Origin of the sequence: Alcanivorax sp., from assembly GCF_051117345.1 — a bacterium.
GTDB lineage: Bacteria > Pseudomonadota > Gammaproteobacteria > Pseudomonadales > Alcanivoracaceae > Alcanivorax.
This window is the reverse complement of sequence record NZ_JBNPEC010000074.1, coordinates 1-22,918: the sequence shown is the minus strand read 5'-3', so window position 1 is coordinate 22,918 and position 22,918 is coordinate 1. Positions and strand designations below refer to the sequence as shown.

Annotated in this window: 24 protein-coding genes; 16 read left to right on the top strand and 8 right to left on the bottom strand. The window is 59.8% G+C overall.

From position 1 onward, the window contains the following. Positions 1-57: 57 nt before the first annotated feature. A complete protein-coding gene (locus ACFE0K_RS04735) occupies positions 58-555 on the bottom strand; it encodes a hypothetical protein (RefSeq protein ID WP_434534966.1) in 498 nt (165 codons plus the stop codon). Positions 556-1,050: 495 nt separating this feature from the next. Continuing rightward, entirely contained in the window at positions 1,051-2,403 is a 1,353-nt protein-coding gene (locus tag ACFE0K_RS04730) for a deoxyguanosinetriphosphate triphosphohydrolase (RefSeq protein WP_434534965.1), read from the bottom strand. Positions 2,404-2,539: 136 nt separating this feature from the next. Between ACFE0K_RS04730 and ACFE0K_RS04725 the strand changes: the two genes are divergently transcribed. Beyond that, the gene (locus ACFE0K_RS04725; protein ID WP_434534964.1) at positions 2,540-3,217 is read left to right on the top strand and encodes a type 1 glutamine amidotransferase domain-containing protein; all 678 of its coding nucleotides are present in this window, start codon (positions 2,540-2,542) and stop codon (positions 3,215-3,217) included. Between the two features lie 72 nt (positions 3,218-3,289). Next, the gene (locus ACFE0K_RS04720; RefSeq protein WP_414432689.1) at positions 3,290-3,766 is read left to right on the top strand and encodes a glutathione peroxidase; all 477 of its coding nucleotides are present in this window, start codon (positions 3,290-3,292) and stop codon (positions 3,764-3,766) included. Positions 3,767-3,925: 159 nt separating this feature from the next. Here the strand turns inward: ACFE0K_RS04720 and ACFE0K_RS04715 are convergent, their stop codons facing one another. From ACFE0K_RS04715 to trhA, 4 genes are all read right to left on the bottom strand, one after another. Further along, positions 3,926-4,351: a DUF6691 family protein gene (locus tag ACFE0K_RS04715; RefSeq protein WP_434534963.1), complete on the bottom strand. Its 426-nt coding sequence runs from the start codon at positions 4,349-4,351 to the stop codon at positions 3,926-3,928. Continuing rightward, positions 4,348-4,788, bottom strand: a complete 441-nt coding sequence (locus ACFE0K_RS04710; protein ID WP_434534962.1) for a YeeE/YedE family protein — start codon at positions 4,786-4,788, stop codon at positions 4,348-4,350. Before ACFE0K_RS04710 ends, ACFE0K_RS04715 begins: the two co-directional genes overlap by 4 nt. Continuing rightward, a complete protein-coding gene (locus ACFE0K_RS04705) occupies positions 4,785-5,096 on the bottom strand; it encodes an ArsR/SmtB family transcription factor (RefSeq protein WP_434534961.1) in 312 nt (103 codons plus the stop codon). The genes ACFE0K_RS04710 and ACFE0K_RS04705 overlap by 4 nt, the downstream gene beginning before the upstream one ends. A 91-nt stretch (positions 5,097-5,187) precedes the next feature. Further along, positions 5,188-5,847, bottom strand: coding sequence for a PAQR family membrane homeostasis protein TrhA (gene trhA, locus ACFE0K_RS04700; RefSeq protein ID WP_434534960.1), 660 nt, complete (start codon positions 5,845-5,847; stop codon positions 5,188-5,190). A 258-nt stretch (positions 5,848-6,105) separates the two neighbouring features. Here trhA and ACFE0K_RS04695 point away from each other — a divergent pair, with 258 nt between their 5' ends. From ACFE0K_RS04695 to ACFE0K_RS04660, 8 genes are all read left to right on the top strand, one after another. After that, positions 6,106-6,552: a Dps family protein gene (locus tag ACFE0K_RS04695; protein WP_035246021.1), complete on the top strand. Its 447-nt coding sequence runs from the start codon at positions 6,106-6,108 to the stop codon at positions 6,550-6,552. Positions 6,553-6,667: 115 nt separating this feature from the next. Next, complete coding sequence (locus tag ACFE0K_RS04690) at positions 6,668-7,402, top strand: glutathione peroxidase (RefSeq protein ID WP_434534968.1); 735 nt, start codon at positions 6,668-6,670, stop codon at positions 7,400-7,402. Between the two features lie 280 nt (positions 7,403-7,682). After that, positions 7,683-8,756: an efflux RND transporter periplasmic adaptor subunit gene (locus ACFE0K_RS04685; protein ID WP_434534959.1), complete on the top strand. Its 1,074-nt coding sequence runs from the start codon at positions 7,683-7,685 to the stop codon at positions 8,754-8,756. Continuing rightward, positions 8,756-11,824 (top strand): efflux RND transporter permease subunit, encoded by a 3,069-nt coding sequence (locus ACFE0K_RS04680; protein ID WP_434534958.1) that lies wholly within the window; start codon positions 8,756-8,758, stop codon positions 11,822-11,824. Before ACFE0K_RS04685 ends, ACFE0K_RS04680 begins: the two co-directional genes overlap by 1 nt. Before the next feature lie 236 nt (positions 11,825-12,060). Beyond that, positions 12,061-13,041, top strand: coding sequence for a calcium/sodium antiporter (locus tag ACFE0K_RS04675; protein ID WP_434534957.1), 981 nt, complete (start codon positions 12,061-12,063; stop codon positions 13,039-13,041). A 37-nt stretch (positions 13,042-13,078) separates the two neighbouring features. Continuing rightward, complete coding sequence (locus ACFE0K_RS04670; RefSeq protein WP_434534956.1) at positions 13,079-14,203, top strand: AI-2E family transporter; 1,125 nt, start codon at positions 13,079-13,081, stop codon at positions 14,201-14,203. Then, on the top strand, positions 14,200-14,946 hold the full coding sequence (locus tag ACFE0K_RS04665; RefSeq protein ID WP_434534955.1) for a hypothetical protein: 747 nt from the start codon (positions 14,200-14,202) through the stop codon (positions 14,944-14,946). Before ACFE0K_RS04670 ends, ACFE0K_RS04665 begins: the two co-directional genes overlap by 4 nt. A 109-nt stretch (positions 14,947-15,055) precedes the next feature. After that, positions 15,056-15,790 (top strand): hypothetical protein, encoded by a 735-nt coding sequence (locus ACFE0K_RS04660; RefSeq protein ID WP_434534954.1) that lies wholly within the window; start codon positions 15,056-15,058, stop codon positions 15,788-15,790. Between the two features lie 93 nt (positions 15,791-15,883). On the opposite strand, the gene ACFE0K_RS04655 is transcribed toward ACFE0K_RS04660, so the two are convergent. Further along, complete coding sequence (locus tag ACFE0K_RS04655) at positions 15,884-16,831, bottom strand: pirin family protein (RefSeq protein WP_434534953.1); 948 nt, start codon at positions 16,829-16,831, stop codon at positions 15,884-15,886. A gap of 41 nt (positions 16,832-16,872) precedes the next feature. On the opposite strand from ACFE0K_RS04655, the gene ACFE0K_RS04650 reads away from it, so the two are divergent. From ACFE0K_RS04650 to ACFE0K_RS04630, 5 genes are all read left to right on the top strand, one after another. Continuing rightward, the gene (locus ACFE0K_RS04650) at positions 16,873-17,295 is read left to right on the top strand and encodes an OsmC family protein (protein ID WP_434534952.1); all 423 of its coding nucleotides are present in this window, start codon (positions 16,873-16,875) and stop codon (positions 17,293-17,295) included. 62 nt (positions 17,296-17,357) lie between these two features. Continuing rightward, positions 17,358-17,642 (top strand): pyrimidine/purine nucleoside phosphorylase, encoded by a 285-nt coding sequence (locus ACFE0K_RS04645; RefSeq protein ID WP_290537172.1) that lies wholly within the window; start codon positions 17,358-17,360, stop codon positions 17,640-17,642. 27 nt (positions 17,643-17,669) lie between these two features. Next, positions 17,670-18,572: an alpha/beta fold hydrolase gene (locus ACFE0K_RS04640; protein WP_434534951.1), complete on the top strand. Its 903-nt coding sequence runs from the start codon at positions 17,670-17,672 to the stop codon at positions 18,570-18,572. 201 nt (positions 18,573-18,773) lie between these two features. Beyond that, positions 18,774-19,856 (top strand): patatin-like phospholipase family protein, encoded by a 1,083-nt coding sequence (locus tag ACFE0K_RS04635; protein ID WP_434534950.1) that lies wholly within the window; start codon positions 18,774-18,776, stop codon positions 19,854-19,856. A gap of 273 nt (positions 19,857-20,129) precedes the next feature. After that, complete coding sequence (locus ACFE0K_RS04630; RefSeq protein ID WP_434534967.1) at positions 20,130-21,404, top strand: MATE family efflux transporter; 1,275 nt, start codon at positions 20,130-20,132, stop codon at positions 21,402-21,404. 137 nt (positions 21,405-21,541) lie between these two features. Here ACFE0K_RS04630 and ACFE0K_RS04625 read toward each other — a convergent pair whose 3' ends face one another. Then, positions 21,542-22,540: a sterol desaturase family protein gene (locus ACFE0K_RS04625; RefSeq protein WP_434534949.1), complete on the bottom strand. Its 999-nt coding sequence runs from the start codon at positions 22,538-22,540 to the stop codon at positions 21,542-21,544. 49 nt (positions 22,541-22,589) lie between these two features. Between ACFE0K_RS04625 and ACFE0K_RS04620 the strand changes: the two genes are divergently transcribed. Next, on the top strand, positions 22,590-22,918 hold a 329-nt coding region (locus tag ACFE0K_RS04620), incomplete at its 3' end, for an AraC family transcriptional regulator ligand-binding domain-containing protein (RefSeq protein ID WP_434534948.1).

Genomic DNA, 22,918 nt, shown 5'->3' with positions numbered 1-22,918 from the left:
CATAGTGACCGACGCCATCGGCCAGCTTGCGGGGAGAGGTGCCGGTTTCTGCCACGATCAGGGTGTTGTACTGTCACCGGGGACCGGGCCGTCGGGGCGGAACTGACGGTATTCCTCGAAATGCTCGCCGGCGAGACGCTCGTTGCCATCCAGTCGCGCCGCCCAGCCGGCCAGATAGACCAGTGAAGCAAAGTCGGTGGTGTGCTGCTCTTCTTCGGCGAAGGCATCCTGCAGCAGGCCATTAAGGAAGGTGGCGCGGGCGTTACCGTAATCGCCATCGATCAGGTAAATCAGGCCCCGGTAGTAATAGACCATGGAGCGCTCGTAGGGCTCGCCCTTGAATTCCTTTTCCCCCTCTTCGTACCAGAGGCTGCGTGCCTTGCGTGCGGCGTCGTTGTCTGCATACACACTTTCGATATTGGCGATGGCCTCATCCAGCGTGCGGCGGGCGGTATCCAGCTCGCCCTGTTTGAAGGCGGTGGCGCCGATTTCCATCAGATTCAGGACTTCATTGCGTCGCCCTTCCTGGAAAAGCTTGCGCCAGGCGGGCTGCAAGGCCGCTGGCTGGCTGGCGACATACTCTTGTTTGGCTGGATCAAGGGGGGTTGCGGCATATTGCTTTGGGCCGGTAGCGCAGGCACTTAAAAGACTGGCACCGATGAGCGGAAGGATGAGTTTCTTGCAGACATAAAGGGAGTGTTCCCCCCAAAAAGCAGGCGTAAAGGTGGTAGCCATCAACTTCCCCGTTGGATGGATTCTTGTTGCTGTCGTTCGGGGTGTCCCCAGACCTGCCCCGCCCTAGTCGTTCACTGCCAGTATTGAGCAGGCGACGATAAGTGCGCATCCCCCATATGGGGGATAGGAGGAGATTAACCTGGTAAATATTGTTGCTGCCTTGTAGCGACCGCCGAGGGGATTCCGGTGATTATTGAATGCCCGGAATGGGGGGGCAGTGTTGGTCGCTCGCGGGCTCTGACTTTATTAGTGGGGAGTTGATTCTGGCCCCTGGAAGGGTAGTTTGGTTTGCCTCTCTTCTTGCCGGCTTGCCCTTCAATATCGCGTTTCCGCCATTCCCGAAAACTGCTTGGCCAGATAGGTGGCATAGTTGTCGGTCATGCCGGCAAGAAAATCCAGCGCCCGCATGATGCATTGATAAATCCTTTCCTGCTCCGGCAGTGTTGCCAGATCCTCGGGGAAGCTGTGGCGGCCGATCAGATCGATGATGCGTTCGTGGCGGTAGTTCCTGGCGTTGTCACAGGCATGGGAAACCGCCGCTTCAATCAAGCCGTCCAGTAGCGCGCCCATGACTTCAAACGCACCGATTTCCAGCTCGATCTTTCTTGGATGTTCAAACACTTTCGAGCGTGCCAGTTGCTTGGCATTTTCCACTACATCGCGCACTGCCGGTTCGCAGTGGCTGATCAGATCGCCGTCCATCCTGCCGCTCAGCAGGTTGTCGTGGTTGGCCACGAAGGCTTCCACACCGGCTTCGATAAAACGCTCGATAATCTTGCCGCGCAGCAGGGCGGCCTTGCGGCCGTCGCGCAGGTCGGAGTGAATCAGGTCACGCACTTCGGGCGTGTCCGGCAGGGCCGGTTGCAGCAGGGCATAGACTTCATCCCAGTGCAGCAGGTCCATCTCCAGGCCGTCTTCCAGATCAATGATGGCGTAGCAAAAGTCATCGGCGGCCTCCATCAGATAGGCCAGCGGGTGGCGGCAGAAGCGGCCGGGTGAAATCTCCAACAGGCCGGTCGCTGCGGCGACTTCGTGGAAAGCATCGGTTTCCGAGACAAAGGCGCTGTACTTGCCCGGCTTGCTGCTGGCGGCGCCGGCATCGGCGGACAGCCAGGGATATTTCAGGAAGGTGGCCAGGGTGGCGTAGGTGAGGCGCATGCCGCCATCGTACTGGTGGTATTCACTTTTGGTGATAATGCGAAAGCCCTGGGCGTTGCCTTCGAAAAAGGTCAGGTCGCTTTGCTGTTGCGGGGCCAGCATGTCGAGAAAGCGCTGCCCCCGTTCCTGGAACCAGGCGCGGATGGCGCGCTCACCAGTATGCCCGAAAGGCGGGTTGCCGATATCGTGGGCCAGGCAGGCGGACTGGACGATGTCGCCAAAGTCGGTGGCGCTGACCGTGTCCGGCAGCCGGTTCTGTTGTTGCAGCCGCTCCCCCACGCGGATACCCAGGGTGCGCCCCACACAGGACACTTCCAGAGAATGGGTCAGCCGGTTATGCACATGGTCGTTGGTGGCCAGCGGGTGTACCTGGGTCTTGCGGGCCAGCCGCCGAAAGGCGCCGGAGAAGATGATCTTGTCGTGGTCGCGCAGGAAGGCGGTGCGGCCACTTTCGTCCTTGGCGCTGCGCCCGCCCAATCGGGCCTTGTTGAGTAACTGGTGCCAGTCCATACAAAAAAATCCGCCTGCGGGCTTGATGAAAAACGCCGTCGCACCCAACGTGAGAAGAATCAATCACAGCATGTTGCCACGGGCCGTGCTGGGATGAACAGAACTGGAACGCAGTGGAACACGAACGGGAGGCGTAATGAATCTGGATAAACCCCTGCTGATGCTGGTGACCAGCGCAGCGCAAATGGGCCAGGGTCAGCAGACCGGCCTGTGGCTGGAAGAGTTCGCGGTGCCGTGGTTGCTGTTCCGGGAGAAAAATATTCCGGTGGTGGTGGCCAGTCCCCGGGGCGGCAAGATCCCGGTAGACCCCAATTCCGTGCCGGATGACGAACAGAAGGCCCAGTGGTCCGAGGCCATTGCGGCCCTGCAGGATACCCGGCCTCTTGAGGAAATCTGGGAAGACGGCTTTGCCGGCGTCTTTGTGCCCGGTGGTCACGGGGCCATGTTCGACATGCCCGATCATCCGCTGGTGGCGGCGGTGATGGAGCGCACCTGGGCCCAGGGTGGCTTGCTTGGTGCGGTGTGCCATGGCCCGGCGGCGCTGGTGGGGCTACGCAATGAAGATGGCACCCCGCTGGTGCAAAACAGCACCCTGACCTGCTTTACCAATGAGGAAGAGCGGGAAGTGGGGCTGGATGAGGTGATGCCGTTCCTGCTCGCCACGCGTCTGGAAGAGCTGGGCGCCAAGCTGGATCTGGCGGACAAGTTTGTCAGCCATGCGGTGACGGATGGACGACTGATCACCGGGCAAAACCCGCAATCGAGCCAGGCCGTGGCTGACGCCATGGTTGAGGCGCTCTACCACCGGGAATAGGTCGCCGGGAATCGTCGCCTGCGCTAAGGTTGTGGCATCGCGCCGTGGGCGTTTTTTGTTACGGGAGAGATAATGGGAATTTACGATTACACCGCCACTACCCTCAGTGGTGAAGACAAGGCGCTGGCCGACTTCAAAGGCAAGGTGCTGCTGGTTGTTAACACCGCCAGCAAGTGCGGCTTCACCCCTCAGTACAAGGGGCTGGAAGCGCTTTATGACGACCTGCAGGAAAAGGGGCTGGAAATCCTCGGCTTTCCTTGCAACCAGTTCGGCAAGCAGGAGCCCGGCGCGGCGGACGAGATCGGCGCTTTTTGCGAGAAGAATTACGGGGTCAGTTTCACCATGTTCGACAAGATCGACGTGAACGGTGACAACACCCATCCGTTGTACGCCTACTTGAAAAACGAAGCCACCGGTGTGCTGGGCAGCAAGGCGATCAAATGGAACTTCACCAAGTTCCTGATCAACCGCGATGGCAAGGTGATCAAGCGTTACGCGCCCACCGACAAGCCGGAAGCGATCCGCAAGGATATTGAAGCGCTGCTGTAGGAAGACGAGCTGCAAGCTACAAGCTGCAACGCGAATGAGGTATGCGAGTAAGGCGAGTTGACTGCCCGCGCTTCGAGGTTTGGGCGCGGGCATGGCCTTTCAGAACCTAAAGGCCCTTGGCGCGCCTTGTTGCTTGAGGCTTGTAGCTTGTAGCTGCCTTCATGCGCTCTTGCGCTTTTCCAGCCATTCAAAGGCGGCCATGCCCGCTATCATGGCGGCGACGAATATCACTGCCTTGACGCTGCCGGTGCCCAGTGCCACCAGCGCCGGTCCTGGACAGAAGCCCGCCAGTCCCCAGCCAACCCCGAAACCCAGCGAACCGAGTACCAGCCGCCGGTCCAGTTTGCGATTGCCGGGAATCTGGATGGGGTCACCGCTCCAGGCCAGGCTGCGCCCCCGGGTGAGGGCAAAGCCCACTGACGCCACGGCGATGGCGGCCACCATGACCAGCGCCAGAGACGGGTCCCAAGGGCCGGCCAGATCCAGAAAGGCCAGTACCTTGGCCGGGTTGGCCATGCCGGCCAGCAATAATCCGACCCCGAAAATCAGGCCGACCACAAAGGCGCTCAGTTGCGACCGGTTCATAGAGCACCTCCCAGCAAATGGCGAACCACAAAGACGGTGACAAAGCCGCTACCCATGAATGCCAGGGTGGCGGCCAGTGAGCGAGGAGACAGCCGCGATATACCGCAGACCCCGTGGCCGCTGGTGCAGCCGGCACCGTAGCGGGTGCTGATGCCGACGACCAGCCCGGCCACGATCAGCAGGGGCCAGTCCGCGGCGATGATCAGCGGCGGCAGGGTGCCCGCCAGACTCCACAGCAGCGGGGCGGCAACCATGCCCAGTACAAAGGCCAGTCGCCAGGCCCGGTCACCGGGGGCGGGACGCAGCAGCCCGCCGACAATGCCGCTGATGCCGGCAATGCGGCCGTTGGCGTGAATAAAGAGCGCTGCGGCCAGCCCGATCAGGGCGCCACCGGCCAAGGCAGACCAGGGGGTAAAGGCGGTCCAGTCGACGGTCATTGGGGCTCTCCACAAAACAGGGCGTACAGGGTTTCCAGCACGGCCAGGGCCTTGGGGTCGGCAATGGAATAGTGCATCTGCTTGCCGTCCCGACGACTGGCCACCAGCCCCTCCCGGCGCAGGACGCCAAGCTGCTGGGACAGGGAGGGTTGGTAAACGCCAACCAGCTCTTCCAGCTCGCTGACGCTGCGCTCGCCGTCGGTGAGCTGGCAGAGCAGCAGCAGCCGGTCCGGGTGCGACAGCGCCTTGAGCAGCTGACTGGCTTCGGTGGCGTTATCGCGTAGGGCGTCCATATCCAGTGTTTGCATGATACTTCCATTAAATATATTTAAATAAAATATATAATGAATGGTGGATCTCATGCAAGCGAGCTGATGCGTTTTCGGAAAGGCCCGGCTGCTAGACCGGCAGCACTCCGTAATAGACAGCGAAGAAATGACAGATGCTGCCACCCATCACGAACAGGTGCCAGATGGCATGGTTGAAGGGAATGAAACGGTCGGCCAAGTAGAAAATTACCCCGGCAGTGTAGGTGATGCCACCGGCAAGGATCAGCCAGAACCCCGCCTCGTTCAATTTGGTAGTCAGTTCCCCGGAGGCAACCAGGATCAGCCAGCCCATGGCCAGGTAAATGCCCACCCGCATCAGTTTGAAACGGTGCCCATACATGGCCTTCAGACCGATGCCGATCAGTGCCAGCGCCCAGATCACTGCAAACAGGATCCAGCCGGTCTGGCCGCGCAGATTGACCAGCAGGAAGGGTGTGTAGGTACCGGCAATCAACCCATAGATGGCGCAGTGGTCGAGCATCTTGAACACCGCACGCCATTTCGGGTTTCGCAGGCTGTGGTACAGGGCGCTGGCACTGTAGAGCAGGATCAGGCTGGCACCAAAAATACTGAAGCTGACAATTTTCCAGGGATCGCCCTGCAGGCTGGCGGCAACAATCAGTATCACGGTGCCGGCGACACTCAGGGCGGCGCCGATGCCGTGCGTCAAGCCGTTCAACCATTCTTCCAGAAGTGAGTAATCCGTTTCCGGTTGCGGGGTTGCGGTCATTGACGAGATCTTCTTGCGGCTGGAGGAGACTGCATCATGCCGAGCGCCAAAGGCGCCTGTAAAGCGCCAATTCGGACAGATGTGTACATCAGTCTTTTCTATCAAAGCGATGAAATCAATTTTCTATTGATGGATCGGGTGCGGCGTTACGGTGATCACAAGCCATGGCGAACAGGGTTGAAGTTCCTGTTCCCAAGGCCATGTAGAGAAGAGTGGGAGAGAATCCCTCGTCACCTTTTGACAGCAAGGAGCCACGCAATGATTGAACACAACAAGCAGGTTGCCGAGCAGTTGAGCAAGTTACTGGCCGAGAGTTACACCCTCTACCTGAAAACCCATAAGTACCACTGGAACGTGACTGGCCCCATGTTCCACAGCCTGCATCTGTTGTTCGAGCAACAGTACACCGAGCTGGCCCTGGCAGTGGACACCATCGCCGAACGTATTCGTGCGCTGGGCTGGAAGGCGCCGGGCAGCTATGCGGAATTTGCCAAGTTGTCCACGGTGAAGGATGCGGTGGGCGACCCGTCTGCCAGTGACATGATCCGTGAGCTCACCGAGGATCATCGCACTGTGGCCGAACAGGCCAACCGGGTGCTGAAGCTGGCCGGCGAGCACGAGGATGAAGGGTCCTCCACGGTGGCCAGCGACCGTATCGAGATTCACGAGAAGGCAGCCTGGATGCTGTCCGCTCATCTGGATTGATAGATAAAGGCAATCGCAAAGATAGCAGCAATCCGTTTTTCAGATGAATAGAGGGTGGCTATTATTGAGCCCATATCAAACGAGTCACCCTCTAATTGAAAAAAGGAGTGCAAGCATAATGGAAAATCGCGAAGGGCAACGTGTCCCCCAAGTCACCTTCCGCACCCGTGAAGGTAATGAATGGCAGGACGTGACCACCGATGATCTGTTCCAGGGAAAAACCGTGGTGGTGTTCGCCCTGCCGGGCGCCTTTACCCCGACGTGTTCCTCCACTCACCTGCCCCGCTACAACGAACTGGCGCCGGTGCTGAAAGCCAACGGCGTTGATGACATCGTCTGCCTGTCGGTCAACGACGGCTTTGTGATGAACGCCTGGGCCGGTGACCAGTCTGCCGGCAACATCCGTTTCATTCCGGATGGTAACGGTGAGTTCACCGACAAGATGGGTATGCTGGTAGACAAGCAGGATCTCGGCTTCGGCCCGCGCAGCTGGCGCTATTCCATGCTGGTGAAAGACGGGGTGATCGAACGCATGTTCATCGAGCCGGAAAAGCCCGGCGACCCGTTCGAGGTCTCCGATGCGGACACCATGCTCAACTACATCAACGGCGAAGCGGCCTTGCCCAAACGGGTGACCGTTTTCACCAAGCCGGGCTGTCCGCACTGTACCCGCGCGAAAAAGGCGCTGGCGGAAAACGGCTATGCCTTTGAGGAAATCGAGCTGGGCAGCCGGGGGCTGAGTTACAGCAGCCTGGCAGCGGTTACTGGTGCCGGCACCACGCCGCAGGTGTATATCGAAGGCGAACGCATTGGCGGCGCCGACGAACTGGAAGCCTGGCTGAAAGCCTGAGCAGGCCAGAGGTATTGCAAAGAGCAACCTCGTGACGCGCTCACCGTCACCGCACGGCAGGTCGGCTTGACCCATCCGCTGTGCACCTTATTCCCCCTTGGGTCGACGTCTGTCGGCCCTTTTTTTTGCTGGTAAATCCTTGGGCTCAATGCACCCTACACAAAGACACCACAGTCATTTCAGGTCAGAATCCGGTAGGGTTTTGAATAGGTTTCACGACATCGTGGCAAGGTATGTGATAATTGGTACTGACAAGTACCAAAATACTGGGAGAGCACGCATGGGACGTTTCTGGGCACTGGTTGGCCTGTCTCTGGTGATGGCGGGATGTGGCGATGAGCCACCGGCACAGGCGCCTTTACCGCAGCCGGTGAAGCTGTACACGGTGAACGGTGACGGTGCCGGGCAACTGCGCCATTACCCGGGGCGGGTGGTGGCCACGGAAGGGTCCCAGCTGGCGTTTCGGGTGTCCGGGCAGCTGACCAAGCTGCCGGTGCGTGCCGGTGAGCAGGGGAAGAAGGGGCAATTGCTGGCGGCCCTGGATCCGGCGGATTTTAATAATCAGTTGGCGGACCGCCAGGCCCAGTACGACCTTGCCGAGAGTCAGTATCAGCGGGCGATCAGCCTGCGCGAGCGCGGGGTGATTTCCGAAGCCCAGTTCGACGAGTTGCAGGCAAAACGGCGTCAGGCCCGGGCCGCTCTGAGCATGGCCCGTGACAATGTGGAATACACCCGGCTGAAGGCGCCCTATGCGGGTACCGTGGCGCGTACCGAAGTGGAGAATTACCAGTTTGTGCAGGCCAAGGAGCCGATTCTCTATCTGCAGGGCGACGACAACATCGACATCGAGTTCGCTGTCTCCGAACGCTTCTTTACCAACCTGCGTAAAGGCGGTGAGGACTACCAGCCCACGGTGCGCTTTGAAGGTGCGCCCAATCGTACCTTCAAGGCCAGCTACAAGGAGCATGAAGCCAGCGCCGATGCGCGTACCCAGACCTACAACATCACCCTGACCATGGCCAACCCGGAAGGGCAGGTGGTGCTGCCGGGCATGAGCGTGGACGTGGCCATTGATCTTAGCCAGATTCGCAAGGCTGCCGCCGACCGTTTGCAGGTGCCGGTAGAAGCCGTGTTCAAGCAGGATGGCAAGGAGGGCGCCTTTGTCTGGCGTTATCAGTCGCAAAACGGTATCGGCACCGTGTCGGCGGTGGCGGTCACCCTGGGACAGGTGGTCGGTGAAGGCGTGGAAATTCTCGATGGCCTGAGCAGCGGAGACCGGGTGGTGAGTGCCGGCGTCCATCATCTGGAAGAGGGGCAGAGGGTACGTGAGCTGGTGAAAGAGCGGGGGCTGTGATGAATATCGCCGCATACAGCATTCGCCACCGGGTGGTGAGCTGGCTGTTCACCCTGATTCTGTTGGTGGGCGGGATTGTCAGCTTTTCCGGCCTGGGTCAGTTGGAAGACCCGGAGTTCACCATCAAGACCGCCATGGTGATCACCAGCTACCCGGGTGCTTCGCCTCGTCAGGTAGAAGAAGAAGTCACGTTGCCAGTGGAAATGGCGATCCAGAATCTGCCCTACGTGGATTATGTCACTTCCATTTCCAGCAATGGCCTGTCCCAGGTGCAGGTGGAAATGAAGCCCACCTACCGGGCCAGCCAGCTCAAGCAGATCTGGGATGAATTGCGTCACAAGCTCACCGACCTGCAGCCGCAACTGCCTCCGGGGGTCGGCACCATTCAGGTGATGGATGACTTCGGCGATGTCTACGGCATTCTGATGGCGATCACCGGTGATGGCTATCGCTACCAGGAAATGCAGGATTACGCCGACTACCTGACCCGGGAGCTGGTGCTGGTGAAAGGCGTTGGCAAAGTCGTGGTGGGGGGGCAGCGCCAGGAGCAGGTGCTGGTGGAAATTTCCCGCACCCGGTTGGCGTCCCTGGGCATCAGCCCGGAGCGCATCTTTTCTCTGTTGCAGACCCAGAACACGGTGAATCCGGCGGGCAAGGTGAGGGTGGGCGACGAGTACATTCGCATCTATCCCACCGGCGAATTTCCCACCGTGCAGGACATGGGAGATCTGCTGATTTCCGATCCCGGCGCCGATGAGTTGGTCTATCTGCGCGATGTGGCCAGCATTGAACGGGGCTATGCGGAGGTGCCGGACCACCTCTATCGCTTCAACGGTGACGCTGCCCTGACCCTGGGGATTTCCTTCTCCAAGGGGGTCAATGTGGTGGAAGTGGGCGCGCGGGTTGAGCGGCGCCTGGCTGAGCTGGAATACCAGCGGCCGGTGGGGATGGAGCTGGCCACGGTGTACAACCAGCCCCAGGAAGTGGATAGCTCGGTGGGCGCCTTCCTGCTCAATCTGGGCGAGGCCATCGCCATCGTCATCGCCGTGTTGTTGGTGTTCATGGGGGTGCGTTCCGGCCTGCTGATGGGCGGCGTATTGCTGCTCACCATCCTTGGCACCTTTATCGTCATGAAGGTGCTGGCCATTGATCTGCAGCGGATTTCCCTGGGGGCATTGATCATTGCTCTGGGGATGTTGGTGGATAATGCCATCGTGGTCACCGAGGGGATCCTGGTGGGCATGAAGCGGGGTATGTCAAAACTGGAAGCGGCGGTGGATATTGTCCGCCAGACCATCTGGCCGCTGCTCGGGGCCACGGTAATCGCCATCATGGCGTTCGCACCCATCGGCCTGTCCGAGGATGCCACCGGGGAATACACCAATACCCTGTTCTGGGTGCTGCTGATTTCATTGCTGCTCAGCTGGATCACCGCCGTGACCCTGGTGCCATTCTTTGCGGACCTGTTTTTCTCTGACAAGGATGTGGGCGGTGCCGGTGGCGAGGCAGAAGATCCCTATAAGGGCAAACTGTTCGTGATCTACCGGCGTCTTCTGGACCGGGCTATTCACCACCGGGTGCTCACCCTGTCCGGCATGGGCATCCTGCTGGTGGTGGCGGTAGTGGGCTTCGGGGCCGTCAAGCAGGCTTTCTTCCCGCCGTCGAATACGCCCATGTTTCTGGTGGATTACTGGTTGCCCCAGGGCAGTGATATCCGCGCCACGCGCGAAGCGGTAGAGCGGCTGGAATCGTCGCTACTGGACATGGACGAGGTCACCGGGGTGACCAGCACCATCGGCCGTGGGGCGGAGCGCTTCATGCTGCCGTACAACCCGGAAAAGAGTTACCCCAGCTATGCCCAACTGATTGTTCAGGTGAGCGAGCGCGAACAGATTGATGCGGCCCTGTCCGCTACCCGCGAACTGATTGGCGAGGAGCACCTGCAGGCCTTTGCCAAGGTGAAACGGTTGATGATCGGCCCCAGCCCGCCGGCATCCATCGAGGCCCGCTTCAGCGGCCCGGACCCGCAGACCCTGCGCGAGCTGGGCCTCAAAGCCCAGGCGATCATGCGTGAAGACGGTGGCCTGGAAAGTATTCGTCATGACTGGCGCCAGCAGGAAAAAGTGATTCGGCCCCAGTTCCAGGAGGCCCAGGCGCGCCGTGCCGGCATCAGCCGGGAAGATCTGGACAATACCCTGGCGCTGAACTTCAGCGGCCGCACGGTGGGGCTCTATCGGGACGGCAGCCAGTTGCTCCCCATTGTCGCCCGGCCGCCGGAGGATGAACGACTCAGTGCCGATAACCTGAACGATGTGCAGGTATGGTCACCGGTTTATACCACCTACATACCTATTACCCAGGTGGTGTCCGACTTTCGCACCGAATGGGAAAATGCCCTGATTCTGCGTCGCGATCGCAAGCGCACCCTGACCGTACAAGCGGAGCCGGATGTGCTCGGCGACGAAACCGCCGACCAAGTACTGCGCCGTATTCGCCCGGCCATTGCCGAGCTGGAATTGCCGCCGGGATATTCGCTGGCCTGGGGTGGTGAGTACGAAGCATCGAAAGATGCCCAGGCAGCGGTATTCGGCAGCCTGCCCATGGGCTATCTGTTCATGTTCATCATCACCATGCTGCTGTTCGATTCCCTGCGTCAGCCGTTGGTGATCTGGGCCACCGTGCCGCTGGCCATCATCGGCGTGACCCTGGGGCTGCTGTTGCTCAATGCGCCCTTCGGCTTCATGGCATTGCTGGGTTTCCTGAGCCTGTCCGGCATGCTGGTGAAGAACGGCATCGTGCTGGTAGAGCAGATCAAGCTGGAGATGGAAACCCTGGAGCCCTTCGAGGCGGTGATGACCGCTTCCATTTCCCGGGTACGACCCGTGTGCATGGCGGCGGTGACCACCATTCTCGGCATGATACCGCTGTTGTTCGATGCCTTCTTCGAATCCATGGCGGTGGTGATCATGTTCGGGTTGGGCTTCGCCACCATTCTGACCCTGATTGTGGTGCCGGTTCTCTATACCCTGGCTTATGGCATCAAGCCGGGGAGGGAGGAACATGTTTAGGGAAGCCGCAAGCTACAAGCTTCAAGCCACAAGGCGCGGGATTGTGTAGTGCCACCCTGCTAGGGCTTTGCGCCGCAATTTGCCGTTAAGCGCGGGCAAGGCTTGATGGGGTTGGCACTGGCCAGATCGTGTTGCAGCTTGAAGCTTGGCGCTTGTAGCTTTTTTGACAGGTGCCAGCCTTCCCGCTCTCTGCCACAATGCCCGCCTGACACGATTCACTACCCCAAGGAGTCCCCATGTTGCTGGCTGTTGCCGCCGTGATCGCTGGCCTGATTGTGCTGGTATGGAGTGCTGACAAGTTTGTGGAAGGGGCGGCCGGTACTGCAGCCCATGCAGGTATGCCACCGCTGCTGATCGGCATGCTGATCGTCGGTTTCGGTACCTCGGCGCCGGAGATGGTGGTGTCTGCCATGGCCGCACTGGATGGTAATCCTTCGCTGGCATTGGGCAATGCCTATGGCTCCAATATTTCCAACATCGCCCTGATCCTCGGGGTGGTTGCAGTGATGAGCCCCATCGTTTTGAATTCTGCGGTTCTCAAGAAAGAGTTGCCGGTTCTTACCCTGGTGACATTGCTGGCCGGCTATCAGTTGCTGGATGGCAATATTTCCAAGGTGGATGCCTGGGTGCTGCTCGGCGTGCTGGCGCTGCTGATGGGCTGGTCTATCTACGCCGCCATGACCGGCAAGGGTGATGTGCTGGCCGGGGAAGTGGAAACCGATCTGGCCGAGCATCCGCTGCCACTGAAGACCTCCCTGTTCTGGCTGGTGGTGGGCCTGGCCCTGCTGGTGGCCAGTTCCCGCCTGCTGGTGTGGGGCGCGGTGTATATTGCCCAGTCGCTGGGGGTCAGTGACCTGGTCATCGGCCTGACCATTGTGGCGATCGGTACCTCCCTGCCAGAGCTGGCCTCAAGCATCGCCGCCGTGCGCAAGGGCGAGCACGATATTGCCTTTGGGAACGTGCTAGGCTCGAACCTGTTCAATACCTTGGCGGTGGTGGGCATTGCCGGCGCCATCAAACCCATGAGTGTAGAGATGGTGGTGTTGCAACGTGACTGGAGCCTGATGATGGTGTTGACCTTGGCACTGTTTGTGATGGGTTTTGGTCTGTGGGGTCGCAAGGGGCAAATTACCCGCGGCAACGGTATCGGCCTGCTGGTGGTCTTTGTGGCCTATATGAGTTACCTGGGCGGTGGCGTATTGATGGCTGCCCGATGATCCAGCCAATGAATTCGCAGAAAGGGACGTAGTGGCGATGCAGGATACGGATATATCGGTAAAGCTGGAGCGAGGCACGTTCCTGTTTACGCTGGTGGCGGTCAGCGCAGCGTTTGCGCTGTTGCTGAAACCCTTCTTCGCCCCCATTTTCTGGGCCTGCGCCATTGGCGTGATTTTCTATCCGTTCCAGAAGCGCCTGCTCGCCAAATGGCCCCATCGCCGTAATCTGGTGTCCCTGTGCACCCTTGTATTGTGTGTGGTGCTGGTGGTGATTCCAGTACTGGTAGTGGCTTCTTCCTTCGTCACCGAAGGCGTATCCCTGTTTCAGAAAGTGCAGAGCGGCGAGCTCAATCTGGCCGACTATGTGGATCGCATCAAGCAGGCATTTCCCTGGCTGCAGTCCGCCGCCGAGCGTTTTGATATTGATCTTGAACGGGTCAAGTCGCAGACCGTGGAAGCCTTCACCGGTGCCGGGCAGTTCCTGGCCAAGCGTGCCTTGGCGGTGGGCCAGAATACCTTCCAGTTTTTCCTCAATCTGGGCTTGATGCTGTATCTGGCGTTCTTCCTGATTCGTGATGGCGATTCCATGGTCAGTATGCTGATCCGGGCTCTGCCACTGGGCGATGAGCGTGAGAAACTGTTGTTCGCCAAGTTTGCCGAAGTGACCCGCGCCACTATCAAGGGCAACCTGCTGGTGGCGGCCACCCAGGGGGCTCTGGGTGGCCTGATCTTCTGGTGGCTGGGCATACCCGGTGCCTTGCTGTGGGGGGTGGTGATGGCGGTGTTGTCACTGATTCCTGCGGTGGGCGCGGGCCTGATCTGGCTGCCGGTTTCGCTCTACCTCTATGCGGTTGGTGATATATTGAACGCCACCATCCTGGTGCTGTTTGGTATTTTTGTCATCGGGCTGGTGGACAATATCCTGCGTCCGATCCTGGTGGGACGAGACACCAAATTACCGGATTATGTGGTGCTGTTTTCCACCCTGGGGGGGCTGGCCATGTTCGGTATCACCGGCTTCGCGCTGGGGCCTCTGCTGGCTGCCCTGTTTGTGGCCTTCTGGGGTATTTTCATTCGTGAGTTCAATGAGGGTGAAAGCCCCGCCGCCCTGCTGGAGCAGCAGGGCGACAGCGAGGAACCACCCGGGAGTGAGGCATCATGATTTTCCTGCGCCTGGTATTGGCCGCGTCCGTGGCCGGCCTGTCCACCTTCGGTTGTGATGAGGAAGACGACAACGGTCTGTTTTCTGACAACGCCAGAATCTATTTCCATAACCAGCTGACCCAGGTGGGGGGTGGCAGCGAAGACGACGTCACCGTGGACCTGTTCGTGGATAATCAGAACAGTCCGCTGCAAAACGATGTGGAGTACACCATCACGGGTAATGTCAGCGCTGACTCCATCGAGCTGGATGACGACAGCGAGTCGTTGTCTTTCGATGCCCGTGGCAGCAGTTCCGGCAGTACCCTGGTCAACGGCCCGCTGAATCGTACCCTGACAGCGGGTGATCGCTATACCGTGGTGCTGATGGGCGATACTACCCTGGACAACCGTCAACTACGCACCTACCGGCACCAGCAAATGACCGTGACCAGCGGCCAGATCCGGGTGCGCTTCATCAATACCTTGTCGCGTCTCGCTGGCGATGAGCTCAGCGTTGCTACACCGGGCGCTGCCGGCCAGTCGTTAGTGTCCGGTCTGGAATATGCCCAAGGCAGCAGCTATGTATCGGCCAATGCCAGTGGCACCCTGGAGGTAACGGTTAACAACGAAACCCAGGGTCTGGAGATCGACCAGGTAAGCTGTAGCGTCAGCAGTGGCCGTAGCTACGATGCCATCATTGCCTACCGTCGTTTCGACAGCGACGATGATCAGATTGCCCTGTACTGCCAGCCGTTCAACTGAGCGGCTGGTACTTTCCGCCTTTCGGACCCCTCCAAACTGCCAACCATTACCAAAAAAACGCCGCCGCCCGTGGTAATTCTGGCGTCGCCAATCTATTCGGGAGAAAACCATGAAAAAGCTGGGCTTACTGGCCATGGCCGGCGTAGTGATGTTGTCCGGTTGCGGGGGTGACGATGATGAGGTGGAGGATCTGCTGCGTGAGCCTTCCGCGGTCTTCTTTCATAACCAGTTGGCGGGAACGACAAGGACCGATACCACCGTAGATCTGGTTGCCCGCAACAACCTCTCTGAGCCATTGTTCGAAAATCGTCAGTATTCCACCACCGAGCAGGATGGTGTGGCCTTCCAGCTCGACGCAGATACCGAGACTGTCGTGTTCGATGTGAATAACGACACAACTACCCTGGTTGATGACCAATCTTTAGAGCTGAAGGCCGGACAGAGCTACACCCTGGTGTTGATGGGGCAGGTGAGTGGCTCAGGTGGCTCCGATCCGATCCTGAGAAATTACCAACAGAGTGTGGCAGCCGTCTCTGACAGTGAGGTCAGGATTCGATTGATTCATGCGCTTTCAGGATTAAGTGGGCAGCCTTTGGCTGTATCGGTCGGTGGTGACTTCTTGGCTGATGGGTTTGTCTTTGGTCAGGCGACTGACTACGAAGCTGTTGCGCCTGCTTCTGACGAGACACTGGAATTAAATGTTTTCCGCTATGCAATGTGGAATGGTGTGGATCAGGTCGATTGTGAGATTGAGGCAGGAAAAAGCTATGACGTCATCATCACGCATCCTGCCTATGACAGTGAAGTCGTAGAAATATTCTGCCAGCAGGTGCGCGGGTCTTGATAATGGACTGATGTTCCCATTCCAAAGAGTGAAATTTACTTGGCTGGCCGTCCTAGGAACCATGCTCGCATGGCTCCTACAGCCCAATCTGAATTATTTCAGTCGTACTGATGGATCCAGGCTGGGGGCTTTCAGGGGGTTGCCCTGATACGCCGCTACATCGCCGAACCGGTCGTTGGGCCAGTCATTCCAGTCCGCAATGGCCGCTTCCAGACGCGCCTGATCCCTGCCCACGAAATTCCACCACAACAATACCGGTTGCCCGAGGGGTTCGCCGCCCAGCAGCATCACCCGGCTGTTGGCGGCGAGCGTTAGCGTCAGGCTGTCACGGCCACAACCCAGGTAGTACAACTCACCGACCTGCAGGGTTTCGCCGTCCACCTCGGCGCTGCCTTCGTTGATGCATAATCCGAGTTCAAATCCCGCAGGCACGGGCAGGATCAGGGTGCAGGTATCTTTCGCCACGATATCGGCCCCGACCAGGGGGGAGAACACCTGAGCCGGGGAGCGGCGGCCATTCAGCTCGCCCACCACCAGGGTGATATCCGCACCATCCTGCTGCCATTGCGGTAGATCGGTGTGATGGCTGAAGGCCGGGTCGGTGTCTTCGTGTTCGGCGGGCAGGGCGATCCAGAATTGCAGGCCGTGCATGGGGCCGTTAAAACCGTCGGGACTTTCCTCGGAATGACAGATGCCATGGCCCGCGGTCATCAGGTTGAGCTGGCCGGGGCGGATTTCCTGTTCATAGCCCAGGTTGTCCTTGTGCAGCAGCGCGCCCTCGAACAGCCAGGTCACGGTCTGCAGCCCGATATGGGGGTGGGTTCCCACATCCACGCCGTTGTCGGGCGCCAGAGAGGTGGGGCCGATATGATCGAGAAAACACCAGGGACCAATCAATCGCTGGTCGCGGCTGGGCAGGTGGCGAATGATCGGCAGGCCGCTGCCGAGAATACTTTTGCGTGAGGCCACTGCCTTGAGAGTGGGCTTGCCGGCAAGGTTGGGGCATTCCACCATCTCGCCGCTGGCATTGGTATTGCTCATGGCCGTCTCCGTGGCATAGTCGTGATACGAGGGCTTTCAGTATGAAAGCGGTGGATGACAAAGAAAAGGAGAGCGTCATGGCGCGAGTGCGGGTACGTAGCGTTGAGAAATATGTACAGCAGATTGATGCCCGGCAGCATCAGCTCAGTGCTGATGAAGGGGAAAATATGGGCGGCACTGACAGCGGCCCCAACCCCTATGAATTATTGCTTTCTGGCCTGGGAGCCTGCACCTCCATCACCCTGCGCATGTATGCGGAGCGCAAGGGGTGGGAGCTGGGCGAGATTCAGGTGGGGCTACACTTTTATCGGGATGATGCGGGCAAGGAATATATCGAGCGTAGCCTGACGTGCAGCGGTGATCTGAGTGAGGATCAGCGCCAACGCCTGCTGGAGATCGCCGCCAAAACGCCGGTTACCAATACCGTGCGTCAGGGGACGCCGATCGCCACGGATTGGAAATAAGCGGCACGTCGCCGGGGCTTTTGGCATACTCGCGCCTCCATTGACTCAGCGGAGGTCCTTGCATGTTCAAGGTCAACGAATACTTCGATGCCAAGGTGGCATCCATTGCCTTTCAAACCGAGACCAAGCCCGCCACGGTGGGAGTGATGGCGCCGGGCGATTACGAGTTTGGTACCAGCGAACACGAGACCATGACGGTAGTCAGCGGCGCACTGACAGTGAAGCTGCCCGGCGCCGCCGACTGGCAGACATTTGCTGCCGGTGACACCTTTGAGGTGGTGGCAGACAGTCGTTTTCAGGTAAAGGTGGCAGTAGATACCGCCTACCTCTGTCTGTACGGCGAATAATAATAATCTGGAAGAACGGGGGGCGGAATGCCGTTATTTCCTGCCAGGGACGGCCAGTCACTGCATGTGAGGATTCTGGGGCGTGGCCAGCCGGTGCTGATGTTGCACGGGCTGGGCATGCAGGGGCGCGACTGGCTGCCTTTTGTGTTGCCATACCTGCGCCGTTATCAGTTTTATATGCCGGATCTGCGTGGAGCAGGGAATTCTGCCGCTGCCCGTTTCAACCAGCCCGATGTGTTTCATAACCACATGCAGGACATGGAAGACCTGGTGAGCCACTTTGGCCTGCAGGATTTTCACCTGGTGGGCTATTCCCTGGGGGCGACTACCAGTCTGCACTGGCATGCCCATGGGGATTTTTCTCCGGTGGGCCGTTATCTTCATATTGATCAGACGCCCTGCATTGCCAACCAGCCTGACTGGGCCCATGGCCTGTTCGGTGACCGCCAGGAGCACTTTTTCTCGCAATTGCGGGAATTGCTGACATTGCTGGACGCGGCACCGGATCACGGGCGGATCGCCAACCTGGCCGCCGGAATGCGCGAGGCTGTTCTTCGTCAATTGACCCATATTCTGTCCCAGGTGGCCGGTCGCCCCGGGCTGCACTCCGCTTACCGGGCAACGTCTCGCTGGTCCGGGCTGTGGGCGCGATTGTTGCCGGTGGCAGAGCTGGCAGACATCCGTGCCTACCTGCAGGCGTATCTGTCCGGCACCCATGATTACCGATCTTCAGCCGCAGATTTTCCGGTGCCGGCCACGGTGATTACCGGCGCCCGCTCGCCTCTCTATCCTGCTGAAGGGCAGGCCGTCTTTGCCGAACTGATTGGTGCTCGTCATGTGGTGCTGCCGCGCTCTGGCCACGTGCCGCTGATGAGCCAGCCGTTGGCGTTTACCCGGGCGCTGGGCGAGTTTCTGGCCGGTACGGAGTGATAGCCTGACTTCCTGGTAAATAGCGCTTCGCCGCAGTGCCGGAATACGGCGCGCCTCAAGGGCCATGCTCAAGAGCCTGACGGTTTTGCGTTTAGCGGGATGCTTGTCGTTTCTCTTTTCCTATAGCGGAATGCAATTTCGGAAATCTGGCAATAGCGGGTAGCATGCATAGCCTTCCTGAGTCGGTTTCGGAGAGAACAGGTGGTCGCCATTCACAACACTGCCCCCGCGCTGACGGTGCGAGCAGGCACTGATGCCATTGCCCATTTGCGCGAGCACGGCTTGCGTGCAGAGGATGTGGACATTGTTCCCGGTGCTGCCGGCGGCCCCAAGGCGCTGGGTATCAACGGGCTGGACCGGGCCGTTTTCGGTGACTTCCTGCCCCGGGCGCCTCGCCGTCGTACCCTGATCGGCGCCTCCATCGGTAGCTGGCGCTTTGCTGCTATCGCCATGGGCCAGGATCCGGCCCAGGGGTTGGAGCGATTGGCGGAGCTCTACACCAGTCAGCGTTTTCCCAAGGGGATTACCTCCCGGGAAGTGAGTCATCGCTGTGCGGCCATGCTCTCCGAGCTGCTGCAGGATCGTGACCAGCACATCCTGCATAACCAGGACTACCGGCTGGTGATTGTGGTGATTCGCAGCCGCGGGTTGATGGCTCGTAACGGCGGTCTGGGGCTTGGCCTGGGACTGGCCGGACTGATCGGCACCAACTTTTTCAGCCGCCAGGCCACCGGCCTGTTCATGGAGCGTGGCTTGGTCTACCCCGACGGCAGCCCGCTGCCGGTGGGCCCGCTGAATGATTTCACCACCCATCATATTTCCTTGCGGGCGGAGAATCTGCGCGCCGCCCTGCTGGCCAGTGCCGCCATTCCCATGGTGCTCGATGGGGTCAGCGAGTTGCCCGGGGCTCCGGATGGGGTTTACCGGGACGGTGGCATGCTCGACTACCACCTGGACCTGCCCTACCAGAGCGCCGGCATTGTCCTCTACCCGCACTTCACCGACCGGGTGATCCCCGGCTGGTTCGACAAGCCCCTGCGCTGGCGCAACGGCGACCCCAAACGCCTGCGCCGCCTGTTGCTGGTGTCGCCCTCCCGGGAGTACCTGGCCAGCCTGCCCCACGGCAAATTGCCCGATCGCACCGACTTCAAACATTACCTGGGTGATGATGCCGGCCGCGAGGCCTACTGGCGCAAGGCGGTGGGGGAGAGTCAGCGGCTGGGGGATGAGTTCCTGGAGCTGGTGGAAAGCGGCAAGCTGGTAGACCGCATCCAGCCGCTCTGAAAACCAGTTAACAGTGAATAGTTAACAGCTGCGCGACCAAGGTCTGTATTGAATTTCAACGTATGAGGCCGCGCTCTGATGTCCAGCACGGCCTCATGCGTTGAAGGAAAAACACACAGCCTTGGTCGCTGTTCACTATTCACTGTTAACTGTTAACTACACCCCTGCTAGTCTCACCTGACCTGTAATCACCACCAAGGTTGCCCATTGTCTCAGACCGTCCCTCTCTCCACATTGTCCCTCGTCCGCCAACTCTGGCAGCAGACCTGGCCCATGGCGCTTGGGGTCATGTCGTTACTGGGGTTCTACCTGGTGGACAGCATCTTTGTGGCACGGCTGGGAACAGCACCGCTGGCGGCGCAGTCGTTCACCTTTCCGCTGGCGTTTCTGGTGATCGGCGTGCAGGTGGGAATCGGCATTGCCATTGCTGCTCTCATCTCCCGGGCCATCGGTGCCGGCCAGCAGGATCAGGCCAACCGGCTTGGTGCCCTGGTGCTCACCGGTGGTGGCCTGATGCTGGGTGCCCTGGTGTTGTTCCTGTGGTTGATTCAGACCCCGGCGTTTTCCCTGATCGGTGCCAGTGAAGCCATTCGCGAACTGATCCGCCCCTACTGGGCGATTCAGGCCCTGGCCATGTGGGTAGGCGGGGTACTGTATTTTGGCTACAGCCTGTTCCGGGCCCACGGCAATACCCGCTTCCCGGGGCTGATGATGGTGCTCACCAGCCTGCTCAATCTGATTCTGGACCCGTTGCTGATTTTCGGGGTGGGCGACTGGCAGGGTTTCGGCCTGCCCGGCGCGGCGTTGGCGTCCCTGCTGGCCTTCTCGATCGGCATGGTCATCCTGGTGTTGGCGCTGCGGGGGCAGGGCTGGGTACAGCGCCATGGCATGCTGTTGCAGATGCGGGTGTCCGCCTGGCCGTTCGCGCAGATTGCCGGGCCCGCCATGATCAGCCAGCTGATGCCGCCGTTGGCGGCCATGCTGGCCACTGCTCTGGTGGCCCGGGCCGGCGACCAGGCAGTGGCGGCCTGGGGGATGGCCAGCCGGCTGGAAAGTTTTTCCATTGTGCTGGTACTGGGCATGACCATGGCCCTGCCGCCCTGGCTGGGGCGCTGCTACGGCGGCAACGATTGGGACACGGTGCGCCGCCTGATGCGCGTGGCGGCGGCCATGGTGATTGGCTGGCAGGTGCTGCTGGGGCTGGCTATGGCCTTGCTGGCGGCGCCATTAGCGAGTCTTCTGGTGGAATCGGCACCGGTCCAGGCTTACCTGACACTGCTGATTCGCTGGTTGCCGCCCAGTTTTGGCCTGCTCGGTGTGTGCATGCTGGTGGTCTCCGCCAGCAATGCCCTGGGCTGGCCCATGCGCGCCATGCTGATTTCCTTCCTGCGCCTGTTCTTGTGCTATTTACCCCTGTTGTGGCTGGGCTATCGGCTGGGTGACTTCGGCGGTCTGGCGCTGGGGGCGGCATTTGGCAACTTGCTGGCGGGGGTGATGGCGTGGATGTTTTATCAGCAGGCGCTAGCGACGGCAGTTAACAGTGAATAGTTAACAGTGAACAGCGCCGCGAGCTGGCGTTGTTTTTTGTTGGAACGCATGAGGCCGCGCCCAATGGTTGGGCGCGGCCTCATGCGTTTAAATCGTTGTTGGCGGTATTCGCGCAACTATTAACTGTTCACTGTTAACTATTCATTGCTTTCCCTCTCCCACTCCGGCGGCTTCCACAGATGCTTCAGCCGCTGCCCGATGGGGCCGTGCTGTTTGATGTCGCGGAACATATCCACGTATTCATGGCACCAGGCGACCAGCAGGTTGTTGCTGTACACCGGGCGGGTGATGCCGTATTCCACCGGTTCCTCGTCCCGTTCCGGAGTGAAGGTGCCGAACAGGCGGTCGAAGAGGATGAAGACGCCGCCATAGTTGGTGTCGATATAGTCCGGGTTGCGACCGTGGTGGACCCGATGGTGACTGGGGGTGTTGAACACATACTCGATAGCCGGGTGCAGCCGCTTTACCAGGGTGGTATGGATAAAGAACTGGTAGACCAGTGACAGGGCGTAGCACACCCCGATCCACACCGGGTTGAAGCCGACAAAGGCCAACGGCACGTAGAACAGCCAGCCGCCGTTGAAGATGTTGGTGGCGTTCTGGCGCATGGCGGTGGAAAAGTTCATCCGCTCGGAAGAGTGGTGGGTGACATGGGCGGCCCAGAACCAGCGCACTCGATGCGAGGTGCGGTGCATCCAGTAGAAGCAGAAATCGGTCAGCACCCAGAGCAGGGCACCAGTGAACCAGGTCAGCTCGATATCCAGCAACCGGTGGTGGTAGGCGAAGGCATACACCGGGAAGGCAATCAGGCCGGCGAACAGCAACTCGGTGGTCTGGTAACCGGCACCCAGCATGAAATTGCGAATGGATTCCCGGGTGTCCACCAGCTCGGCATTGTGGCGGATCTTGATGAACTCCCACAGGAACACGCCAATAAAGAAGGGCGTGGCCACCATGAAGATCAGTTGCCGTTCATCCAGGGCCAGCCAGGGGGCGACGGTTTCCCACAGCGGGGCCAGGCCGCTGTTCTGCCACACGCTGTTGAACCAGTCCATCAGAGCCATGGGCATATTCCCGTTGTGATTGATGATGCGGTCATTGTGCGGTTGATGGGTGGCTTTGTATTGACGTTCCATGCCGTATTTTTGACAATTGATGCCAGCGGATAAACGGCGGGAGAGAATCATGGCCACAGCCATGCGCGTGACCGGGGCCTGGGTGCAGCTGCTCACGGACTGGCTGGATCGGGAAAACCTGCCGGCGCCGGCTCTGCGCACGGTGCTCGACAGCCGCAGCCCGGCGGATCTGGTGCCCCTGCCGTTATGGCGCGACCTGTTGCAGCAGGCGGTGTCCCTGCGACCAGAGCGGCTGGCACCGGGCCTGGCCATCGGTGCCATGGTGCAGCCGCGCCATGTAGGCATGCTCGGCTATCTGATTCTCACCTGCCGCACCCTGGGGGAGGCCATGCAGGCCTACCAGCGCTACGAGACCCTGTTCTACGGTCGGGACATGGT

What these genes read in the sequence shown, in the direction of transcription:
- ACFE0K_RS04730 (WP_434534965.1), bottom strand. Translation starts at nt 2,403, where the DNA reads ATGGACTGGCACCAGTTACTCAACAAGGCCCGATTGGGCGGGCGCAGC.
- ACFE0K_RS04725 (WP_434534964.1), top strand. Translation starts at nt 2,540, where the DNA reads ATGAATCTGGATAAACCCCTGCTGATGCTGGTGACCAGCGCAGCGCAA.
- ACFE0K_RS04720 (WP_414432689.1), top strand. Translation starts at nt 3,290, where the DNA reads ATGGGAATTTACGATTACACCGCCACTACCCTCAGTGGTGAAGACAAG.
- ACFE0K_RS04715 (WP_434534963.1), bottom strand. Translation starts at nt 4,351, where the DNA reads ATGAACCGGTCGCAACTGAGCGCCTTTGTGGTCGGCCTGATTTTCGGG.
- ACFE0K_RS04710 (WP_434534962.1), bottom strand. Translation starts at nt 4,788, where the DNA reads ATGACCGTCGACTGGACCGCCTTTACCCCCTGGTCTGCCTTGGCCGGT.
- ACFE0K_RS04705 (WP_434534961.1), bottom strand. Translation starts at nt 5,096, where the DNA reads ATGCAAACACTGGATATGGACGCCCTACGCGATAACGCCACCGAAGCC.
- trhA (WP_434534960.1), bottom strand. Translation starts at nt 5,847, where the DNA reads ATGACCGCAACCCCGCAACCGGAAACGGATTACTCACTTCTGGAAGAA.
- ACFE0K_RS04695 (WP_035246021.1), top strand. Translation starts at nt 6,106, where the DNA reads ATGATTGAACACAACAAGCAGGTTGCCGAGCAGTTGAGCAAGTTACTG.
- ACFE0K_RS04685 (WP_434534959.1), top strand. Translation starts at nt 7,683, where the DNA reads ATGGGACGTTTCTGGGCACTGGTTGGCCTGTCTCTGGTGATGGCGGGA.
- ACFE0K_RS04680 (WP_434534958.1), top strand. Translation starts at nt 8,756, where the DNA reads ATGAATATCGCCGCATACAGCATTCGCCACCGGGTGGTGAGCTGGCTG.
- ACFE0K_RS04675 (WP_434534957.1), top strand. Translation starts at nt 12,061, where the DNA reads ATGTTGCTGGCTGTTGCCGCCGTGATCGCTGGCCTGATTGTGCTGGTA.
- ACFE0K_RS04670 (WP_434534956.1), top strand. Translation starts at nt 13,079, where the DNA reads ATGCAGGATACGGATATATCGGTAAAGCTGGAGCGAGGCACGTTCCTG.
- ACFE0K_RS04665 (WP_434534955.1), top strand. Translation starts at nt 14,200, where the DNA reads ATGATTTTCCTGCGCCTGGTATTGGCCGCGTCCGTGGCCGGCCTGTCC.
- ACFE0K_RS04660 (WP_434534954.1), top strand. Translation starts at nt 15,056, where the DNA reads ATGAAAAAGCTGGGCTTACTGGCCATGGCCGGCGTAGTGATGTTGTCC.
- ACFE0K_RS04655 (WP_434534953.1), bottom strand. Translation starts at nt 16,831, where the DNA reads ATGAGCAATACCAATGCCAGCGGCGAGATGGTGGAATGCCCCAACCTT.
- ACFE0K_RS04650 (WP_434534952.1), top strand. Translation starts at nt 16,873, where the DNA reads ATGAAAGCGGTGGATGACAAAGAAAAGGAGAGCGTCATGGCGCGAGTG.
- ACFE0K_RS04645 (WP_290537172.1), top strand. Translation starts at nt 17,358, where the DNA reads ATGTTCAAGGTCAACGAATACTTCGATGCCAAGGTGGCATCCATTGCC.
- ACFE0K_RS04640 (WP_434534951.1), top strand. Translation starts at nt 17,670, where the DNA reads ATGCCGTTATTTCCTGCCAGGGACGGCCAGTCACTGCATGTGAGGATT.
- ACFE0K_RS04630 (WP_434534967.1), top strand. Translation starts at nt 20,130, where the DNA reads ATGGCGCTTGGGGTCATGTCGTTACTGGGGTTCTACCTGGTGGACAGC.
- ACFE0K_RS04625 (WP_434534949.1), bottom strand. Translation starts at nt 22,540, where the DNA reads ATGGAACGTCAATACAAAGCCACCCATCAACCGCACAATGACCGCATC.